Raw genomic sequence first — 20,348 nt, 5'->3', positions numbered from 1 at the left:
TCAAACAGGTTCGAGACTTGGGGTGGACGTGGTTGACACGGCTGAAAGCCAACCGCTTGGTCAACCCCGACCGGACGGGGTTACGCCCGGTGGCTTATGTGGAAACAGCGGCGCAAGGGAAGATCGTCCATTTGAAAGGCTATGGTCCGATCCGCCTGTTCCTGATCGTCGCCCCCAGACGGCGACAAGGCATACTGGGCAACCAATGACCTGAACATGACCGCGCTGACCCGAGTCCGTTTCGCCGGTTATGCCTGGACCGTCGAACACTATCATCGTGGGATCAAACAGTATTGTGGCGTGGAACGCGCTCAGGTGCGCGCCGCTCGCGCCCAACGGAACCACATCGGTTTGGCGCTACGTGCCTTCTTGCGCCTGGAGTGGCATTGCCATCACGCGGGAATCAGTGGGTTCGAAGCCAAGACCACCATCATCCGATCCGCCGTACAAGCCTATCTGACTAATCCACTTTACACATTACCCCCAACTGCGTAACTCCTATTAATCTAAAGTATAACTCCCGACGGCATCATCCCTGTCGGCACGAAACCGACCATCCCCAAATACCGAAAAAAGGAAAACCGATGCTGAACTGGACTGTCTTGACGGCCTTGCTGGTGGTTCTTTTCATGGCTTGGCTGTCGATCCGCATTTTTCTGCAGGGTCCGACGCTGCGCGATTACGATCAAGTGCCACCGAATGGCCGGGTTGGATCGCGGGAGCGGGCGAGCCCCGCCCATCAGGAAGCCGTGCGGCGGCTGGAGCAAACCACGGCCGAGATTCACGCCGCTCCCAGGAAACAGCGGCGGGCCACCATCCGGCGGGTGATGGCGCGGGGCTTTGTCGCACCACCGCTGTTGGCGGGCGACACGGACTACCAGCTTCGGGAAATCGATGCCGGCGGCGTGCCGGGCAAATGGGTGCTGGCGCCGGACTCCGACCCGCATCGCCGTCTGTTGTATTTGCACGGCGGCAGCTTCATCAGCGGTTGCCCGCGCGGCCATCGCGTGATCACCACCAAGCTGGCGCAAGTCACGGGAGCCTCGATCCTCGCGCTGGATTACCGACTGATGCCGGAGCATTCACGCCGGGACATCAACGCCGACTGCCAGGCCGGCTATCGCTGGATTCTGGATCATGGACCCACCGGCCCGGCTCCCGTCCGCGAATTGTTCGTGGCCGGGGATTCGGCCGGCGGTGGCTTGGCGCTGATGTTGGCCGCCTGGGCGCGCGATGCGGGCTTGCGTCCGGCGCAAGGAGTGATCGCGCTATCGCCGGGGGTGGATCTGACGCTGTCCAGCCCCACGATCAAGAGCAACCTCAAGACCGATTTGGTGCTAGGTCCCGGACTGAAAGGGTTCCTGTGCATCCCGCGCCCGATCCAACTGCTGATGATCTGGGGCTTGAACCGGATGGCCCCGCCCAACCCGCTGGTTTCGCCGGTGTTCGGCGACCTGTCGGGGCTGCCGCCGATACTGGTCCAAGTCAGCGAAACCGAAATGATGCTGGGCGATGCCCGGCGCTACGTCAACAAGGCCCGCGCCGCCGGTTCCCACGCGGAACTGGAAACCTGGCCGGACATGCTGCACGTCTGGCATTTGTTCGAACCAATCCTGCCGGAAGCCGGGGAAGCATTCGAACGGATTGGGCAATTCGTGGAAGACTGTATCAGTCGCCCCAATAATGTCTAATAATATTTACACTATCAAACAAACACCAATAATCAATAATGCATCCATAACACTGTAAATACGGGTTGAAACTTCATTTAGCATCATTAAGTTGTCATATGTTAGCTGTATTTTGGCGATGCTTGAATTTGGGGTCATGGCGTTTTTTTATCCATGGAAACCCCAGAACTCAAGCTGAAATCCTGTTTAATTATTTCCGTCTTTACTCCAATCAGGAGCCAAAAATCATGTGCCTGCACAAGTATTTATTCAGCATAATAACTGAGACGGGGAAACGACAAAACTCACTGCTCGTCTTTTTTGTTATTGTCTTTCTGCCTCATCATTTCTGGGCAAGCCAATTCGACAGAGATTGAGCCTGGAATAAGCGATACCCATATCCGCATCGGCGCTATAATGCCTTTAACCGGAGATAACCAGTATTATGGCATTGGCATGAAAAAAAGGCATTGATGCCGCATTGGCAAATCAGGTCGTGCAAGGCCGAAAAATCGAATTCAAGGCAATGGATGACTCAGGTGATTCCGTCACCACGATTCAAGTCGCCAATCAAATAATAGACGAGGGAATTTTTCTGATGCTGGGCAATGTTGGGGCGCTTCCAACCCTTCAGTTGCTGCCGGTTCTCAGAGTAAACCAGATACCCAGCATAGGCTTCTATACGCTGGGCGATGTCAGTAACAAAGACACACTGAACTATCGTCCAAACACTAGCGATGAAGTCGCCACACTGATCACCGACATGACTGAAACAGGCATCAAACCGGCCCAAATCTGTATTTTTGCCCAGAATGACGTGTTTGGCGTGGCAGCGATCAACGGTTTCAAAAATGGACTGAAGAATTTCCCTGAAATGCAGCCTGCCGTCGATAAACTGGATCATATTCTCGATATGACCATGGGTGGAATCAATCCCGCGCTGAACGGCCTTGGGCCGATTGGGTTTTATCCACACGATACCATATTCATCAGAGATGCGTACCGATCTCTGAAAGATTGGGAGCGACAAAGTGGGCAACCCTGCCGGTTCGTCATCCTCGCCGCTATTCCAAAAGTTGCGGCCGATTTTATCGCTTACTCGCATTACAAAAAAAGAATCTTGGTCTTTCGGTGCGATCTCCGCAACGGCTGCGGGTTATGCTCTTGGCAAGAATCTGTCGGCTTATTATCTCGACGACAAAATTATTGTGACTCAAGTAGTGCCGAACCTGGATGCATCCCTACCTATCGTCAAGGAAGCCAGAGCTATTCTGGGAAATGATTTCAATCATGTAAATCTTGAAGGCTATATTGTGGGTCGTCTGTTCCTGGCTATCTTGAAGTCGATGAAAGAACCCATAACGCGGGATAATTTCATCAAAACAGCACGTCTGCAACCCTTTGACTTGGGAGGTTTGAAGGTTGAATTCAATCAGGGTAATTCAGGTTCAAAACTGGTATCGTTAAATCTTCTGCAGAAAAACACTTACCAAACATTTGTACCGAATGATTTTTCCATAGCCCTCAAGCCATAAGCATTTTGAGCGATCGCCAGCTCGGATTGACCCATCCGACTTTACCGCCCATCAAATGTCGCAAGCTGCCCCCCATGCCTTGGCTTCCTGTCGCGTCAACAACTGGCGGACGAAATCCAATGCCAGTACCAGGTTGGCTTCCGCCGTCACACTCAACGACTCACCCAGATCGAAGCGTTCGCCGCGAAGCGCCAGTTGAAAAGCGGGTGGCGGCGAAGCACGATTGATCTGCTGGTAGACATACAACACGGCGGCGGGCGACAAGGCATGGCTGGTATAGCTGGTGTCACGCACCGGCTGAACGCGAGAAAATTGAAAGGGCGGTGGACAAGAAACGCTGGCGTCCACAAACAATACCAGCGCCCGATTTTCCAGATCGACCGCGTGTTCGATCTGCAACTGAAAGTCGGTGAGCAGATCAACATCTTGCCAATCGTCATACTGCTCCCGCAACGCCGCCAACCGCTCCAGCAATAGCGGTCCCAACGCATCGTCGCCCCGGCTGAGATTACCGACGGCGAGGATGAGCAGACCGGGAACCTTCACGCAAACCCGCTTCGAAAGGGAGAGCTCATTTCGCTGCGGACGGTTCCATCCGCATCCCGCGCCAGGGAATCCATCACCGTCTCACTCTCTTCTTCCACCAGTTCCACGATCAGCGGCATCCGACCCAAGGCATGGGTGGCGCAGGACAAGCAGGGATCGTAGGCCCGCACCGCCACTTCGATCTGATTCAGCAGCGGTTCGGTCAGTTCCTTGCCGTCCAGATAATGTTCCGCCACCTGACGGATGGATTCGTTCATCGCCTGATTGTTGTTGGTGGTGGATACGATCAGGTTGGCCTTCTCGATCAGCCCGTCCTCGTCGATACGGTAATGGTGAAACAGCGTACCGCGCGGCGCTTCGATCACGCCGATGCCTTCTCGCACCATCTCGCCGTGCACGACCCGCTCTTCGCCGAAGATATCCGGGTCGAGCAGCAGTTCCTTGATCGCCTCGGTGGCGTGCAATAATTCGATCATCCGCGCCCAGTGATAGGCCAGGGTCATATGGACCGGCTGGCCATCGCCCAGCGCCATGAATGCCTGTCGCTCCTCCTCGGCCAGCGGCGTGGGGATAAAATCGCAGTTGTTGATCCGCGCCAGCGGTCCGACCCGATACCAACCTTGTTCCGACCCCAGGGAATTGATGAACGGAAACTTCATATAGCTCCATGGCTTCACCTGCTCGCGGAGCACTTGGGAATAGCGCCGGTAATCCAGATGGTCAAACAAGATTTCGCCGCGCTCGTTCCTGGCCCGCAAACCACCGTGATAGAGATCCAACGCGCCATCGGCACGCACCAGCCCGAGATAATTGGAACGGATGGTGGCGAAATGGGTGAAATAGCCGGGGTTCAACTGGTACGCCTGTTTGACCAGCTTGAGGACACCGCGCCCCCACTGGATCATTAGATCGATATCGGCCAGCAACTCATTGCGCTCCTGCAGGGTCAGTGCCTTGTTGACCCCGCCCGGAACCGACCCGGTGCCATGAATCCGCTTGCCGGCGGTGACTCGGATCACCTCCTGACCATACTTGCGCAACCGCACACCCTGGCGAGCGACGTCGGGGTAATCGGCCATCACCCCGCCTACATTGCGATGCGCGGCGGGATCGTCAAAATCGAACAGGAAATCCGGCGAAGCCAAGTGGAAAAAATGCACGGCGTGCGATTGCAGGGTCTGCCCGTAATGCATCAGCCGGCGGATTTTCTCGGCGGTCGGGGTCAGCGCTTGTGCTCCGACCAATTGATCCACTGCTTTGGCCGCCGCCAGATGATGGCTGACCGGGCAGATGCCGCATAAGCGCTGCACCACCACCGGCACTTCCCAGTACGGCCTGCCCTGGATGAACTTCTCGAAACCGCGAAATTCGACGATGTGCAACCGCGCCTGGCGGATACGATGATCCTTGTCCGTCAGTAGCGTGACCTTGCCGTGCCCCTCGACCCGGCTCAGCGGATCGATGGCGATCCGACACAAATATTCCGGCCGGGCGGCCGTTTCCAGATCGCTCATGGCGCGCCTCGTTCAATCGTAGTGGATTTGGGTATAGGACAGTGCGACCGGCTGACCGGACAACAATTGATTGACGAAAGTCCAGATGGTGTCCGCCGAGGGCGGGCAGCCGGGTAGAAAGTAATCGATTTTGACCACCTCGTGCACCGGATGCACTTGGGCGAGCAACAGCGGGATTTCCGGGTCGTTGGGGATTTGCGGATCGACCAGCCCCACCCCGCGCAGGTAGGATTCCTCCAGACAGTCCTTGAGCGCGAATTGGTTGCGCATCGCCGGAATGCCGCCGTTCAGCGCGCAGGCCCCGATCGCGATCAAGGTCTTGCAACGCGCCCGAAACTCCATCAGCACATGGACGTTCTCGGCGTTGCAGACCCCGCCCTCGATCAAGCCGATGTCGCACTCGCCCAACTCCTTGATATCGGTCAATGGGCTGCGATCCAATTCCACCCGCTCGGCCAGATCGAACAGCCGCTCGTCCAGATCCAGCAACGACATGTGACAACCGAAGCAGCCGGCCAGCGAACAGGTGGCGACTTTCAGGCGCGGCTCAATCATGGCGGCGCCCTCCTTGGCTTTCCGGCACCTGCGCCACATCGCCGACCATGCTGATCGGCTTGCGGTCGTACAAGCGCTGGCCGATGGGCGTTTCGTAGCCCCGATGCTTGATCAGGATCGTTCCGGTCGGACAGACCTGGGCGGCCTTGTCGTCAATGCTGAACGAAGTGGCGCCCAACTGACCCGAAGGCGTGTTGACCACCAACCGCGCCTGAAGACCGCGCCCCTGTATCGCGAAGACATTCTTGCCGTCCACATCGCGGCTGGCCCGCACGCACAGTTCGCATAGGATGCAACGGTTGAAGTCGATCACCGCCTCGGGATGGGACGCGTCCACCGGATGGCGCGGGTAAAAGTGCGTGTAGTGCGGCGCCAGCATCCCGACGTAATAGGCCACCGCCTGCAACTGACAGGCCCCGCTCTTCTCGCAGGCCGGACAGACATGGTTGCCCTCGACAAACAACATTTGCAGAATGCCGCGGCGCAGTTCGCGCAACTCTTCGATCTCGCTCTGCACGGTCAGACCGGCCGCCGCCGGCGTGGTGCAAGCCGCCTGCACCCGGCCGTTGACCTTGACCAGACAGACCCGGCAACTGCCATGCGGGGTGAATTCCGGATTGAAGCACAGATGCGGGATGTAGACGCCGGCCTCCAGCGCCGCCGTCATGAGCGTCTGGCCGTCCTCGAACGGAACTCGCCGCCCGTCCAGGATGAAATGCGGTTGCTCGTTCATGGCATCGCTCCCAACAGCAGATCCCGCTCGTTCAGATAAGCCCCCGGATCGCGGCGACCAGTCAGTTGCCGTGCCTCCTCCAGCGCCGCGTTCAAGTCGAAGGCCGGCTCGTAGGCGGTGGAACGCAACCGTCGCTCGTAGGCTTCCGGGAATTCGTCCAGACTGTCGAGCACCGGATTGGGCGCGGTCTGGCCCAGCCCGCAATGACAAGCGACCTGCATGATCCGCCCCAGCTTGCGCATTTCCTCCAGATCTTGGCGGGTACCGTGACCGGTATGGACCTTGGTGACCAGGTCGCGCATCAGCGAGGTACCGACCCGGCATGGCGTACAGAACCCGCAACTTTCGTGGACGAAAAACTGGGTAAAGTTGCGGATGCCGTCGAGGATGTCGCGACTTCGGTCGAACACCATGAACGAGCCGCCGGTGGCCAGATCCTCGAAACAGATGCGCCGCCCGAACTGCTTGGCGGAAACCGTGTGCCCGGCGGGGCCGGCCATCTGAATACCTTGGGCATCCCGTGCGCCGCAATCTTCCAATACCCGCTGCACCGTGACGCCGAAGGGGTATTCGTAGATGCCGGGCCGCTCGCAGTCGCCGCTGAGGCTGAGGAGCTTGGTGCCCTTGGATTCGGCGGTGCCGCGACTGGCGAACCACTCACCGCCCTCCACCGCGATCTTGGCGGCGGCGGCGAAGGTCTCGACGTTGTTGACCACGGTCGGCCGGTTCAGGTAGCCGTGGGTGGTCGGGAACGGTGGGCGGATGCGCGGCACGCCATGCTTGCCTTCCAGCGACTCGATCAGCGCCGATTCCTCGCCGCAGACGTAAGCGCCGGCGCCCAGATGGATGTCGATGTCGAAGTTGAAGCTGGGATCGCCGAGAATGGCCTCGCCCAACAGTCCCGTCTCGCGGCGGCGTTGCAAGGTTTCCCGCAGCGCTTTCAGCAGGTAGCGGTACTCGCCCCGCAGGTAGACGAAGCCTTGGCGGGCGCCAATCACCCGACCGCACAGCGTCATGCCCTCGAACACCAGGTCGGCGAAATCCTGCATCAGCACTCGGTCCTTGAAGGTGCCCGGCTCGCCCTCGTCGGCGTTGCAGACCACGTATTTCACTTCACCGGGGGCATTGCGGCAGGCCATCCATTTGGCGGCCGACTTATAGCCGGCGCCGCCCTGACCCCGCAGGCCGGATTTGACCAGTTCGTCCAACATCGCTTCCGGGCCGCGCCGCAACACCGCCCGCACGGCCGCGCCATCGGCGAAATGCCGGCCCAGCAGAATATCGGCGCGACGGATGTTGCTGGTCACCTCGAAAAACTCGCGCGGCCACTGCTCCAGGGGGATTCGACCATTGACCAATTCCACGATCCGATCCAGTCGCGCTCGATCCAGCCGGGTCAGGGTATAACCGTTCACCAGCGCGGCCGGACCTTGGTCGCACATACCGGTGCAGGACGTGGTGCCGACGCTGACCACCCCGTCGGCGCGGGTCTCGCCAATCCCGATGCCGAACCGCTCGCACAAGTAATGGAGCAACTCACGGTTGCCGAGCATCCGGTCGGTGATATTGTCGCTGAATAGAATGTCGTAGGAACCGCGCGGGTCGGTGTAGAGAAAGGAATAGAACTTGGCGACACCACGCACCTTGTCCGGGGACAAACCTAGTTCCTCGGCCACTTGCTCCAGCGCCTCGGACGGCAACCAGGTCAGATGATCCTGCACTTCTCGCAGAATCTGCAGCAACCGGGTCGACAATCCGCCGTGGCGCCGCACGATATCGCGGACCGTCTGGGCAAACGTCATGGGTTCCGCCATGGACCACCTCCGTCGTTCGGCGGCCGATCCAGCACAGCACATGGATGGCCTGTTTTCAAACCGGCTTTATCCAATCGATCACGTTTGCAGGATACTCCAAACCTCATCAAAAAACTTGTCTTCCGTAGGGTTGAAAGTGATCTGCCCTGAATGGTTGATGATGATATCCAGAATCGTGGAACCTTGATGGCCGAATTACTCTCGCACTTTTGAAATTTTTTTTATCGCTTTAAATCAAAAAGATAAATTCAAACAAACCTGAAAATCAGCACAATTGATTTGCATCGTTCGTCCGAGCGTTGTAAAACTAAAATAAGAAAGATGTAATTTTTGTGTTACCTATTTAGATTCTTTCAATCCTGAATGTTGTTTTCTCCAACAACTGAACCGCCCACTGATTCGGTTTGGCCGGATCGCCCGATAAGCTATCGGTTGCACTGCCTCGTTATCCCATTCGAGCACAATCAGTCGATTTGGAAGCGCTCTCGGCAACGATCCCATTGTCGCGCGTGGACATCGAGACCAGCGCAATCGCGACCCGAATCTTCCCAATGAACGTCAAAATTGCGATCAGAAAGCTTTACAAGATCTTCGGGGATAATCCCAAGATTGCCCTGCCGTTACTGGAACAAGGCGTGGACAAGGCAAAGATCTTCGAACGCACGGGCCAAAGCGTCGGGGTCATGAATGCCAGCTTCGATATCCACGAAGGCGAAATTTTCGTCATCATGGGTCTGTCCGGTTCCGGCAAATCCACTCTGGTACGCCTGCTGAACCGGCTGATCGAACCGACCTCGGGGCAAATCCTGGTCGACGGCGAGGACATCGCCGTCCTGCCCGAGGAGGGGCTGCGCAATCTCCGGCGACGCAAGATGAGCATGGTGTTTCAGTCTTTCGCATTGCTGCCGCACATCAACGTCATCGATAACGCCGCTTTTGGCTTGGAACTGTCGGCGGTCCCACGGGCGACGCGCTACGAACGCGCCTTGGCGGCACTGGATCAGGTCGGGTTGAAAACCTATGCCGACAGCTATCCGGACGAACTCTCGGGCGGTATGAAACAGCGGGTCGGGCTGGCCCGGGCGCTGGCCAACGACCCGGACATCTTGCTGATGGATGAGGCATTCTCCGCCCTCGATCCGCTGATTCGCGCGGAGATGCAGGATCAGTTGCTGGACCTGCAAACCCAGCAACAACGCACCATCGTGTTTATTTCCCACGATCTGGATGAGGCCATGCGCATCGGCGACCGCATTGCGATCATGGAAGGCGGGCGTGTCGTGCAAGTGGGAACACCGGAAGAAATTCTGCGCAATCCCGCCGACGATTACGTCAGTTCCTTCTTTCGGGGCGTGGACGCTTCCAAAATATTGACCGCTCGGGATGTGGCACGCACCGAACACGCGACGCTGATCGATCGCCAAGGCACGGGCATCCGCGCCGCCCTGCAACAAATTTCCTCTCGCCTTGAGGATTATGGCTATGTGGTCGGCCCCAATCGGGCATTCCACGGTGTGGTGTCCGCCGATTCCTTGCGCGCGGCGGGCCGAGGCGAAGACGTCTCACTCAAACAAGCCTTCCTGCCAGATATCGACCCGATCCCGGCCGACAAACCGCTGAACGAACTGTTATGCGCCGTCGCGCAGGCACCTTGCGGCGTACCGGTCGTTGACCCGGAACGGCATTACCTGGGCGTGATCACCAAGGCCAACTTACTACTGGCGCTGAATGGCGAGGAGGAGTTCGTATGAGCACCGATAACCCCTGGACCACGCCGGCTGAACCGACGCCTTCTCCAGCGCCCTCCACAGGAGCAATCGGCGATGCGCCGGCGGCCAACCCCTGGGGCGGCAACGAATCCATCTCCTCGCCCGCGCCAGCGGATACGGATTGGCTCGCTGCGTCATCCGCCCCCGCGGACCCGGCCACATTCGACTGGCTCCATCCCTTTCAGGAAGCCTTGATCCCGTTGAATGTTTGGGTGGATCAAGGTCTGGACTGGCTGGTGGACAACTTCCGCCCGGTGTTCCAGGCGATCCGCTGGCCGATCGACGCCATCCTGACCTCGGTCGAGTCCGCTTTGCAGGCAGCACCAGCCCTACTGGTGATCCTGATCTTCGTGCTGCTAGCCTGGCAAATGGTCGGACGCCGCTTGGCGGTGGGTACGCTGATTTCGCTGGTGATCGTCGGACTGATCGGCGCCTGGTCCGAAGCGATGGTGACTTTGGCCCTGGTGTTGACCTCGGTGTTTTTCTGCGTCCTGGTTGGGCTGCCGCTGGGCATCTGGCTCGCTCGCAACGATCGAGCGTTGGCGATCTTTCGCCCGATCCTGGACGCCATGCAGACCACACCGGCGTTCGTATACCTGGTACCCATCGTCATGTTGTTCGGGATCGGCAACGTCCCCGGTGTAGTCGTGACCATCATCTTTGCGCTGCCGCCGTTGATTCGCCTCACCAACCTGGGCATCCGCCAGGTTCCGGTGGATTTGGTGGAAGCCGCCCAAGCGTTCGGCGCCAGTCCGCGCCAGTTGCTGTACAAGGTGCAGATTCCCTTGGCGATGCCCAACATCATGGCTGGCGTCAACCAAACGCTCATGTTGGCGCTATCGATGGTGGTAATCGCCTCGATGATCGCCGTGGGTGGTTTGGGTCAGATGGTGTTGCGCGGCATCGGTCGCCTGGACATGGGGCTGGCGACGGTTGGCGGCGTGGGCATCGTATTGCTGGCCATCATCCTTGATCGGCTGACTCAATCGTTCGGCGCGGATACCCGCCGTCGGGAAGCCCGCCACTGGTATCAACAGGGTCCGGCAGGCCTCGTTTATCGCTTGCTGGCTCGCCACTAACGGCGCGAAACCGCGTCTCCCGTCCGGGGTGTCACGACACCCCCTACCCTTAAAATCCCGCTGCTTCGGAAAGAAGGAGAGATGCATGAGACATTTCACGACTCGTTGGACTGGCTTGAAAGGATTCCTCGCCACGCTACTGACGTTATCCCTGTGGTCCGCCGGCGGTCAAGCGGCCGATCTGCCCGGCAAGGGCGTCACCGTGCAACCCCTGCAAAGCTCAATTGCCGAAGAGACTTTCCAGACTTTGCTAGTGGTGAAAGCACTGGAGCGTCTGGGCTACGACGTCAAACCGATCAAGGAAGTCGAATATGCGACCGCGCATATCGCCATCGGCAATGGTGACGGTACGTTTTTGGCGGATCACTGGGACCCGCTGCATGTGGATTTCTATACCAAAGCGGGCGGCGCCGACAAGATTTACCGGGAAGGCGTTTACTCGCCGGGTGCGCTGCAGGGCTACCTGATCGACAAGAAAACCGCCGACCAGTACCAGATCACCCATATCGATCAGCTCAAGGATCCGAAGCTGGCCAAGCTGTTCGACACCAACGGTGACGGCAAGGCCGACCTGGCGGGTTGCAATCCCGGTTGGGGTTGCGAAAAAGTGATCGAGCATCAACTGGATGCTTTCAAGCTGCGGGATACCGTCACTCATAATCAGGGCAGTTACTCGGCGATCATCGCCGACACGATCACCCGCTTCAAGAAAGGCGAGCCGGTGCTGTATTACACCTGGACCCCTTACTGGGTTTCTGGCGTCATGGTTCCCGGCAAGGATGTCGTATGGCTGCAAGTGCCGTTTTCTTCGTTGCCCGGCGAACGCAAGGATGTGGATACGACGCTGCCAAGCGGCCAGAATTACGGTTTCCAGGCCAACAATCAACGGATCATCGCCAACCTGAAGTTTGCACAGGAAAATCCCGCCGCCGCCAAACTGTTCTCGATCATGGAGATCAGCGCCAACGACATCAGCGCGCAGAATTTGCGGATGCGCGATGGCGAGAAAAGCATGGCCGACATCGAACGGCATACGGATGCCTGGATCAAAGGTCATCAGGAAACCTTCGACAGTTGGATTCAGGAAGCGCTCAAGGCGGCTAAAAGCCAAAGTTGAGTTTTTTTTATCGTGGAGTAAAACGATCTTCCCGGCGCAATGGGAACAGGGTGGATCAGGATCGGGTCAAAACGACAACGGCAAAATCGTGATGCGCCTTCCGCGAGCCGGTTGTCGATCAAACTGTGTGGTCGCTATGGCATTACCGCGAAATTGCAGGCACTATTTTTATTTTTGCCGCCCATATCACCGGAGACGAGACGCTTCCATGCCGAGCCCTTTCCTGAAACGCCTTCACTGGCTGCTGCTGGGGTGGCTGACCGCCAGCGCCGCGCAGGCGACCGTTTATCCCCTGCCGCCCCCGGACGTCGACCTCATCGGTCAGGTCAAGGTTGTCTACGCCACCAAGGAAGACACCCTGATCGATATCGCCCGTCGCTACAGTCTGGGTTACGACGAAATCGTCCACGCCAATCCGGGTGTGGATCGCTGGGCGCCCGGCGAGGGTAACCCGATCGTGCTGCCGACCCGTCACATCTTGCCCGATGCTCCGCGCGAGGCGTGGTACTCAACATCGCGGAGATGCGGCTGTACTACTATCCCAAAACCGGTGCCGACGGGCAGCAGGTGGTCCACACCTATCCGGTGAGTATTGGCCGCATGGACTGGAAAACGCCGATGGGTTTGACCAAGGTCGTCGCCAAGGATGTCGATCCGCCTTGGCGGCCACCGGCCACCATCAAGGCCGAACACGCCGCCGAAGGCGACATTCTGCCGGATGTCGTTCCGGGCGGCCCGGACAACCCGCTGGGACGCTATGCCATGCGACTGGGCGTGCCCGGCTATCTGATCCACGGCACCAACAAACCCTACGGAATCGGCATGCGGGTCACGCATGGCTGTGTGCGGATGTACCCGGAAGACATCGAACATTTATTTGGCATGGTGCCGGTCGGCACGCCGGTCCGTCTGGTCGATCAGCCGGTCAAGGTGGGGCGATTCAATGGCGAGTTGTTCGTTGAATCACACGAACCACTGGAAGAAGACAACCTGCCGATCAAGGTCACCCTGGAACAAGCGCAACGAGCGATCATCGCCAAGACCGGCCCCGACATGCCGGGCGTGGATCCGGCGGCACTCGAAGTCGCGGTCGAACAGGTCAGCGGTATTCCCGTTGCGGTCAGCACCGCGCCGGGCCATGGCCAAACACCACCGCCGGCCACCGCCTACCCGCCCGCAACCACCACGCCTTCCGGGTATCGGCCAACTTACCCCAATCCCGTGCCCAGCTACTCCTATCCAACTCCGGGCATGTCGTCGGCGGGCGTTCCACCCACTTACCGGTCGGCTCCGGTCAGCCCAACGCCCTACCCAGGTTACACCGTTCCCAGCAGTACCCGTTCCTCGACCGGCGACGCGTCGGGCACCGTGGGACAACCACGCACAGTCAACTGATTGTTAGCGGCAATAAAAAACCCCGCGATCCATGGCGGGGTTTTTTTTATTGCCAAGCGCCCGGCTTACTTGTACATCGACTTCTTGAACATACGGTTGATCTTCTCCTCGGTCGCCATGCTGATGGACTTCGCTTCGCTGGCCATGGACTTGGCTTCGTTGGCGGTATCCATCGCGTTGCGGGCCATGGACTTGGCTTCGTTGGCGTCGTTCTGCACCTTCTGCAGATCGCTGGTGCTGGCACAGCCAACGGTCAGACCGGCAATCAGGGCCAGGGCGGAAATTTTGGTCAGGCTCTTCATGGACATTATCAGCTCCTTACGCAGAAAAAAGATTGTTGTTGACGAGAAAGGCAATGAATGGCGGTCAAAACCGCCTCAAAGCCGGATTATATAGGACAGTTCTCACACTTGCAGAAATTCCCTTTACGCCAGGGGTCGATCCTCAACGAATTTCGACACGCATCCCGACCCTGACCCACGGTCTGAGCGCATCGATCTGCCCATTGTCCAGCGCCACGCAACCGCTGGTCCAGTTGATTCCGGCGCTGTGGACACTCGGATCGCCGAAACCGATTCCATGAATGCCGATCTGCCCGCCCAGCGGTGTATCCTGCGGCGGCGTGCGGCCGTTGACCCAGGCGGCGCGGATGCGCTCATAGGTCAATCGGTCGATCCGATGTTCGCGCAAAGCCTGTTCGGCGTAGTCGAGATTAGGATAATCGAGACCGATGAATTTCTTGAACCGGCTATGATCGTTGATCCAGCCCACCCGAAAGACACCGAGCGGCGTTTTATTGTCGCCACGAGCGAACTTGAGGCCGGCGCCGCTGCTACCCAGCGCGACTTTGCGAAACACCTGCACCGGCTGTTGGCCCCGCATGATCACCAGATTGTCGGCCTTGGTATCCACCAACAACCAGGGCTCGTTGGGAACGGCCGCACGGCTCGGCGCCAACGGCGGCGGCGACGGCGGAGTTTGCACTTCGTTCGTGGCGCAGCCACCAAGCAGCCACCCCAGGACGCCAAGAAGAATCACCTGTTTGTTGAACACCCGCATACCCAACGGTCCTTCCTCTCGCCAACGATTTCGAAAAGTTGAATATATAAGACAGGCGAAGCAGCAATGCAATATCAAGCGCTGCTGCTTTCCTCGGCCAAACGAGCGGCGATGTGGGCAGCATCGGCAATCGTACCTGATATTCCGCACGGGTCAGCCCCGCCAATCTTATTCGATTCCCGCACAAGCTCCTTGATGCCATCCATGCGCACCCGCCCTTGCTGGAGACCGGTCAGTCGTCAAAAACGAGGCTCCAGGGCCACTGGAGTCAACAGGGAATTGCCGATAAAGCAATTCTCCTTGGCCTTGCGGTGCAGTTCCAACACGACCTCGGGATCGGGCGTGGCGCCACCGAACGTCACCTTGGGCCGCAGCGTCAGATGGCTGACCATCGTCCTACCCTTTTCGTTCTTGCCGAGCTCGGCCAAAGGCTCATCCTCGTAGCTATCCACCACCAATTTCTTGAGCGCGGCGATGGCCAGGAAAGTCAGCATGTGACAACTGGACAGCGATGCCAACAATGCCTCCTCGGGATTGCTCATCTCGGGGTCGCCCGAATACTCCGGCGCCGACGAACCCGGCACGGTCTGGTGACCACCGGCCAGATGCCAGAGATGGCCACGGTTGAAGGTCTTGTAATCGAAATCGGGCGTCGTGCGCCGCCAATCCAGCCGGATCGAATAACTCGACATGTTCGGTTCCTCGCTAAGAACAGCAGAAAAAAAATGACCGTCATCGTCCCTCTCTCCTCGCTTTCCGATCCGAGTGGCGCACCGATCAGGGCTCCCGGCGACTCCGCGTCATCGCCTCCAGCGCTTCAGGACCACAAGCATCGCCGACCAGCGCCTGCTCCAAGCGCACGATGCGGGCATGCAAGCGTTCATTTACCGCTTGCTGTCGGGCCAGCGCGGTGCCGTCGGTCGCCAATTGCGAGGAATTCGGCTGAATTCCGGGCCGACGACCGGATACCGTACCACTCAACAACCAGCCGGTCACAAGGCCACAGAGCAGAATCGCCAGCGCCACCACCCCCCAGACCCAGGCGCGCTGGTAGCGAGGGATCGTCGCCTCGGCGGCGTGAATCGTGAACTGTGGGTATTGCCGCTCGACCTGCTCGTTCATGGGATTTCCTCAGCGCTCCACCGTGAAACCGGTTACCGGCACGATCGCACCGGGGCGGATCGTGCCCTTGAACACCGATTCCTGGCCACCCCGGCTCAATCGCACCTGATACGAGGTTTCTTGGGGAGACTGCTCATCCTTGCGCGGAACATAGCGGACGGCGATTCGATAGGTCCCGGACATCGCCTTACCAGCCGGCCAGAATACATTCTCCACCGGGCGGTCTTGCAGTTTGTCGCGGGCGGTATTGGCATCCACATCCAGGGTACCGCCGCACTCGGCGGGGTTGCGATAATCCAATTGCCGGCCCGTGGGACAATTTACCACCAAATCGAGATCCCCATGGCTGTTCCACAGTAGTGTGACGGTAATCTCGCCCATGGCCGCGCCGGCGACCGACATGCGCTGATCGAACTCTCGACGTTCCTCAAGGGTCGGCGCGCTCCTGACCGGCGGCGACTCGGCCGGCGCCGAACCCGGTACGGACTGGTCCGATGGTCGCGAGGATCTGTTCAGTTCCCCGCTCAATTGTTCTTCCAGGGTTCGGGCCAACGATGGCTCGCTGGTTGGTGGGTTTGGCGCGGCGACGACCGGTGGCGAGCGAACGCCATCCGGCGGATTCAGTTCAGTCGGCGCCGGCGTCATCTTGCGAGGTTGCCCGTCACCTGACGGCGTGGTTGGTGCTGTCGCGATCGCGTCTTCCAGCGCACCGGGCTCTTTCGCAATCGAGCCGCCGGCCCGAACCACCGCACGTTCGGCGGCTGGCATGGTGGCAATCGGCTTCTGCCCGGCATGGTCCTCGCCGGGGACGGTGGATGCGACTTCGCGACCGGCTGGAGGCGTCGTCCGATCGGGTACGGGACGGGTTTCCGCGTCAGGCGCGACCACCGGCACCGCCACGATATCGGATGACGAGACCTCCATGCTCCGCGATTCAGCGGGCGGAACCAAACCCGTACCCATATCGCTCCGCTCTTGCGCATTGCTGGTGGGCGCTGACGCATCCGCTCCGGCCGGCGGCCGGCATTGGTCGCGTCGTTCGGCCAGCCATGCGAGCACCTGTTCGAGTCGGGCACGCAATTCCGCTTCAGTCCGCCGGGCATCCGCGAGCGCGCCAGCATTCTCTTCATCGGACGGCGCGGGTACCATCGCAATCCGATCCGGGGTCGGGCTTCGCCAATGGCTGAAAATCGCCGCGCCCAGCGCCAATAAAACGGCGAGCGCGAACATGCTCCAAAATCCCGTGGAGCCCACCACCACATAGCGTAGCGGCGATGCCGGTTCGGTCTTTTCCACGGATAAGGAATCCCCCGTTGCCGCAACCGGCGCTGGCTCGGGTTCGATCGGCGGTTTCTCCTCCGATTGTGTCGGCGCGGCTTCCACGGCCGCGACCGGAAGCACCGGCTGAGCCTGGGAGATCGGCGGCAATTCCGGTGGCAATTCCGGCAGAGCCGATTCCAACGGCGCGGGCGGCGGGACGGGTTCCGGCTGAAATTCGCTCGCGGTGGAGGGTTCGATCGGCGGGACGGGTTGCGGCTCGGCGCTCGTCAGCTCGGGCATGGGGATTTCGGGCACCACGACATCGCGGGGCGGTTCGATCGATCTGGACGCGGCCATCGCCGAATCGGGCGCACCAGCCGGCTCCAACCAGGGTCGGTCCAGCGTAAAACCCCAGCCCGTCAGTACCGGCCGACCGTTGACCAGAAACACCCCGGTTTCCGCCGGCGTGGCCAACACCGCTCGCAAAATCGCGCCCAGTCGATGCTGACGAACTTCCTTGGCGGTCGCGTACCGCTCCGCCAACTCCCGCCCCCGGCCGAGCAGATCGTCGAGCCGGGCGCGAAGCGGTTGGCGTCGTTCCTCGGGCAAATCGTTCAGGGCGACCGGTTGCTCCTCGGGATCGCCTTCGGTGTACCAATCGATCCGGTTGTTGGCCCGATCCACCACCGGTTCGGCCAGCAGCCAGGCCGCGTCCGGCTCCAGTTCACTAGCCAGTACCGCCCGGATTTGCGGGTACAAGGCATGCAACGGCTGACCGAAGCCGCCAATCTCGCGCAATCCGTCAAAGGAACTGCTGCTGAGCAGAATTTGTTCCACCATGCACCGACTCGCCTTGCGATTGCCGACCGTTATCCCGCCATCCCAACAACGACAGGGTCGTTCAACTAGCCGGCGGGGTCGGCTCGTCGGTGGGGTCCAGCACGATCGATAATCCACCGCCGCCGAGAGTCAGGTCGAGGCCAAGTTGGACGTTTTGTAGGTACAACGTCACCCCTTTCTCGTTGCGCAGCATGGCGGGACCCCCACCCTGAAACACGGTCAACCCGCCTTCGGCCGAGACATATCGCCCGGCAAAATCGGCCACGTCCCGCAGCCGGTAGACCTGGCCCACCGCGCTGAGCTGGCTGATGCCCACCGTCGCCACCTTGAGCCCCGAGACCGAAAACCGGTACTGCCGATCCTGAAACTCCAGCGTGCCTTGCCCTTGGCTGTAGCCGAGCAACAAGCCCACCGAAAAACCGGAAAACTCCATGCGGGCGTCCGGCCGCGCATCCTGGGCCAACACCGGAACCGTTCCGGCAACCCACATCCCCACCAAAACCGCTCGAACGAATCGCATCGACTTTCTCCCATGCACGCAGCTTTCGAAATCCGGCCGCCGGGCCGGGCGGATCCGGCTTCAAGCCGCCGGGATCGAATATCGGGGCCACTCGAACTGATTCAACAGCATCTTCTCCAACTCGCGGGAGAGGTCCGCGTTCGCGCCCCCGCTCTTACCACCGCGAGAACAACTATCCAGTTGCCAGAGGCCAACCTTCTCATTGAGATCGACCTCTTTCCATTTGGGATGACCGGTTTGCTTGAGCTGGCCGATATTGGCGCGGATGACCTGACCCAGCTTGGCTAACTGTTGGCAACGCTGGGCGAAATAGGGGCTTTGCTTGCCGGAAAAGTCGAAGCTCATCAACACCGCCTTCACCGCGATGGTCGGCACGCTGCCGCTCGTCCACTCATAATCGGCCTGACCGATTTCGGCCACCTGATATTCGCGCAGCATGCGTGGATCGTCCAGCGGCACGAAATGCACGTTCGCCAGCAACGGAGCGAATTCCGGCTTGTCGGTCAGGCTGCCCAGCTTGGCGAACAGGCTGACCGGCTTGCCGGCGACGTAGAACATGGCGTCGGCTTCGCCCTTGAGTACGGCGGTCACGCCCTGCAACGGCGGCAGGTTGAGCAATTCGGCCGGCTTGACCCCCGTCAATTGCAACAGATTCATGGCGGTCAACCAAGTGCCACTACCCTGCTGACCCACCACCACCCGTTTACCCGTCAGGCCGTCGAACGACTGGATCGACTTGCTGGCGAACAGATGCACTTCCTCGTTGTAGAACGGGAAGATCAGCCGCAATCGGCCGGCGAGCTGACGCATCTCCGGGCTTTCCGAACGGCTGAGGAACCCCAGCACATCGGATTGCACGATGCCGAAGGTGGCATTTTCCTTGCTATTGATGCGCTTGATGTTATCGATCGAACCCTGGGAGTCCTTGACCAAGATATCCAAACCGACGGTTTTGGCGACGCCGGCAATGTCGTTGCCAAACTGGATGTAGGTGCCGGTCTTGGAGCCGGTCACCATGCCGATCTGTTTGGAATCGGCCTCTTCGGCCACGGCCGGCGTCAAGCTCAACAGACCCCACATAAACAGTAGGGCGCCGATCAACGGACGGTTCATGAAAACGCTCCCGGTGGTTGGTCATGATGAAAGTGCCTCCCATCCGCGTTCGAACGCCGCCGTCGGGCGGATGGGAAGCGCGATCCTATTGAGTCCCGGCGGCGGGCTTCGGCCCGGAAGCTGGAGCTGGCTCGGGGGTCACGGCTCCTGGCGCCGGAGACGTCTGAGTCGCGCTCTGCCGCGCGGCGCTGGTGGGCATTTCGGTCGTTTGATGGCTGAACCACCACAGGCCGACGGCGGTTACGCCAGCGACGGCGGCGATCGCAATCCAACCGAGCAACAAACCGCTCGGGCCGCGCCGGGTCGCGCCGGGCGCTTCGGACGACGGCGCTCCCGACGAGGAAGGCGGTTGAGACATCGCCATGTGAGGTATCCGCGTCAAACCGGCAAACAGTCCGAGCAATACCGACAAGCTGCTGATCGAAAGACGGCTCATGAAAAGGCTCCTCTGGCTATGGATGCGGATGCGCTGAATTTGCCTGAATCATGCGCTGTTCCACGCTAGCGCGACCCAGACGGCGGGTGATGGCGAAGTCCCTTCTCCAATTCCTGTACGGTCGGATCAAACTGCGATTTCAACTCCTCTTCCAGGCTACGGCCGGAGGGACGAGCCGGCGGCGGCGTGGGAGTCGGCGGCACGACGGGACGCGCGGGCAGCGGCGTGGGAGTCGGCGGAACCGGCGGCACGACAGGACGCGCGGGCGATG

The 20,348-nt window shown here is 59.8% G+C and carries 20 protein-coding genes and 2 pseudogenes; 9 read left to right on the top strand and 13 right to left on the bottom strand.

Annotated features, from left to right (window positions below):
* From E4P82_RS23800 to E4P82_RS22340, 4 genes and pseudogenes are all read left to right on the top strand, one after another.
* Positions 1-495 (top strand): annotated as a pseudogene (locus tag E4P82_RS23800) (transposase); the annotation flags it as partial.
* Positions 496-584: 89 nt separating this feature from the next.
* Entirely contained in the window at positions 585-1,691 is a 1,107-nt protein-coding gene (locus E4P82_RS16795) for an alpha/beta hydrolase (RefSeq protein WP_169249960.1), read from the top strand.
* Positions 1,692-2,196: 505 nt separating this feature from the next.
* Positions 2,197-2,472, top strand: a pseudogene (locus E4P82_RS23795) (hypothetical protein); the annotation flags it as partial.
* Between the two features lie 229 nt (positions 2,473-2,701).
* Positions 2,702-3,205 (top strand): type 1 periplasmic-binding domain-containing protein, encoded by a 504-nt coding sequence (locus tag E4P82_RS22340; RefSeq protein WP_246327658.1) that lies wholly within the window; start codon positions 2,702-2,704, stop codon positions 3,203-3,205.
* Positions 3,206-3,256: 51 nt separating this feature from the next.
* On the opposite strand, the gene E4P82_RS16785 is transcribed toward E4P82_RS22340, so the two are convergent.
* Genes E4P82_RS16785 through E4P82_RS16765 form a run of 5 tightly spaced genes read right to left on the bottom strand, consistent with a single transcriptional unit; the run spans position 3,257 to position 8,367 of the window.
* Positions 3,257-3,751 (bottom strand): hydrogenase maturation protease, encoded by a 495-nt coding sequence (locus E4P82_RS16785; RefSeq protein ID WP_169249958.1) that lies wholly within the window; start codon positions 3,749-3,751, stop codon positions 3,257-3,259.
* Positions 3,748-5,265 carry a Ni/Fe hydrogenase subunit alpha gene (locus E4P82_RS16780; protein WP_169249957.1) on the bottom strand — a complete coding sequence of 506 codons (1,518 nt, stop codon included), beginning with the start codon at positions 5,263-5,265 and terminating at the stop codon, positions 3,748-3,750. Before E4P82_RS16780 ends, E4P82_RS16785 begins: the two co-directional genes overlap by 4 nt.
* Positions 5,266-5,277: 12 nt before the next feature.
* Positions 5,278-5,820 (bottom strand): NADH-quinone oxidoreductase subunit B family protein, encoded by a 543-nt coding sequence (locus E4P82_RS16775; RefSeq protein WP_211203186.1) that lies wholly within the window; start codon positions 5,818-5,820, stop codon positions 5,278-5,280.
* The gene (locus E4P82_RS16770; RefSeq protein WP_169249956.1) at positions 5,813-6,553 is read right to left on the bottom strand and encodes a 2Fe-2S iron-sulfur cluster-binding protein; all 741 of its coding nucleotides are present in this window, start codon (positions 6,551-6,553) and stop codon (positions 5,813-5,815) included. Before E4P82_RS16770 ends, E4P82_RS16775 begins: the two co-directional genes overlap by 8 nt.
* Positions 6,550-8,367, bottom strand: a complete 1,818-nt coding sequence (locus E4P82_RS16765) for an NAD(P)H-dependent oxidoreductase subunit E (RefSeq protein WP_246327657.1) — start codon at positions 8,365-8,367, stop codon at positions 6,550-6,552. Before E4P82_RS16765 ends, E4P82_RS16770 begins: the two co-directional genes overlap by 4 nt.
* Before the next feature lie 551 nt (positions 8,368-8,918).
* Between E4P82_RS16765 and proV the strand changes: the two genes are divergently transcribed.
* From proV to E4P82_RS16745, 5 genes are all read left to right on the top strand, one after another.
* Complete coding sequence (gene proV / locus E4P82_RS16760) at positions 8,919-10,118, top strand: glycine betaine/L-proline ABC transporter ATP-binding protein ProV (protein WP_169249955.1); 1,200 nt, start codon at positions 8,919-8,921, stop codon at positions 10,116-10,118.
* Positions 10,115-11,215: a glycine betaine/L-proline ABC transporter permease ProW gene (gene proW / locus E4P82_RS16755; RefSeq protein ID WP_169249954.1), complete on the top strand. Its 1,101-nt coding sequence runs from the start codon at positions 10,115-10,117 to the stop codon at positions 11,213-11,215. The genes proV and proW overlap by 4 nt, the downstream gene beginning before the upstream one ends.
* An 85-nt stretch (positions 11,216-11,300) precedes the next feature.
* The gene (proX, locus tag E4P82_RS16750) at positions 11,301-12,332 is read left to right on the top strand and encodes a glycine betaine/L-proline ABC transporter substrate-binding protein ProX (protein ID WP_169249953.1); all 1,032 of its coding nucleotides are present in this window, start codon (positions 11,301-11,303) and stop codon (positions 12,330-12,332) included.
* 208 nt (positions 12,333-12,540) lie between these two features.
* Entirely contained in the window at positions 12,541-12,921 is a 381-nt protein-coding gene (locus tag E4P82_RS22335; protein WP_246327656.1) for a L,D-transpeptidase family protein, read from the top strand.
* Entirely contained in the window at positions 12,855-13,727 is an 873-nt protein-coding gene (locus tag E4P82_RS16745; protein ID WP_246327655.1) for a L,D-transpeptidase family protein, read from the top strand. Before E4P82_RS22335 ends, E4P82_RS16745 begins: the two co-directional genes overlap by 67 nt.
* Positions 13,728-13,792: 65 nt before the next feature.
* Here the strand turns inward: E4P82_RS16745 and E4P82_RS16740 are convergent, their stop codons facing one another.
* The 8 genes from E4P82_RS16740 to E4P82_RS16705 form a co-directional block, all read right to left on the bottom strand.
* On the bottom strand, positions 13,793-14,035 hold the full coding sequence (locus E4P82_RS16740) for an Lpp/OprI family alanine-zipper lipoprotein (protein ID WP_246327654.1): 243 nt from the start codon (positions 14,033-14,035) through the stop codon (positions 13,793-13,795).
* 136 nt (positions 14,036-14,171) lie between these two features.
* Positions 14,172-14,786 (bottom strand): L,D-transpeptidase, encoded by a 615-nt coding sequence (locus tag E4P82_RS16735; RefSeq protein ID WP_169249951.1) that lies wholly within the window; start codon positions 14,784-14,786, stop codon positions 14,172-14,174.
* A 239-nt stretch (positions 14,787-15,025) separates the two neighbouring features.
* Positions 15,026-15,478, bottom strand: coding sequence for an OsmC family protein (locus tag E4P82_RS16730; protein WP_169249950.1), 453 nt, complete (start codon positions 15,476-15,478; stop codon positions 15,026-15,028).
* An 85-nt stretch (positions 15,479-15,563) separates the two neighbouring features.
* Positions 15,564-15,908, bottom strand: coding sequence for a hypothetical protein (locus E4P82_RS16725; RefSeq protein WP_169249949.1), 345 nt, complete (start codon positions 15,906-15,908; stop codon positions 15,564-15,566).
* Between the two features lie 9 nt (positions 15,909-15,917).
* Positions 15,918-18,008 (bottom strand): hypothetical protein, encoded by a 2,091-nt coding sequence (locus tag E4P82_RS16720; protein ID WP_169249948.1) that lies wholly within the window; start codon positions 18,006-18,008, stop codon positions 15,918-15,920.
* 61 nt (positions 18,009-18,069) lie between these two features.
* Positions 18,070-18,528: a hypothetical protein gene (locus E4P82_RS16715; protein WP_169249947.1), complete on the bottom strand. Its 459-nt coding sequence runs from the start codon at positions 18,526-18,528 to the stop codon at positions 18,070-18,072.
* 60 nt (positions 18,529-18,588) lie between these two features.
* Entirely contained in the window at positions 18,589-19,641 is a 1,053-nt protein-coding gene (locus E4P82_RS16710; protein ID WP_169249946.1) for a TAXI family TRAP transporter solute-binding subunit, read from the bottom strand.
* Between the two features lie 85 nt (positions 19,642-19,726).
* Positions 19,727-20,077 (bottom strand): hypothetical protein, encoded by a 351-nt coding sequence (locus tag E4P82_RS16705; RefSeq protein ID WP_169249945.1) that lies wholly within the window; start codon positions 20,075-20,077, stop codon positions 19,727-19,729.
* Positions 20,078-20,348: the final 271 nt, after the last annotated feature.

The sequence above is a fragment of the Candidatus Competibacter phosphatis genome (genome assembly GCF_012939995.1).
GTDB classification, from domain to species: Bacteria; Pseudomonadota; Gammaproteobacteria; order Competibacterales; family Competibacteraceae; genus Competibacter; species Competibacter phosphatis.
This window is presented reverse-complemented; position numbering and strand designations above follow the sequence as displayed.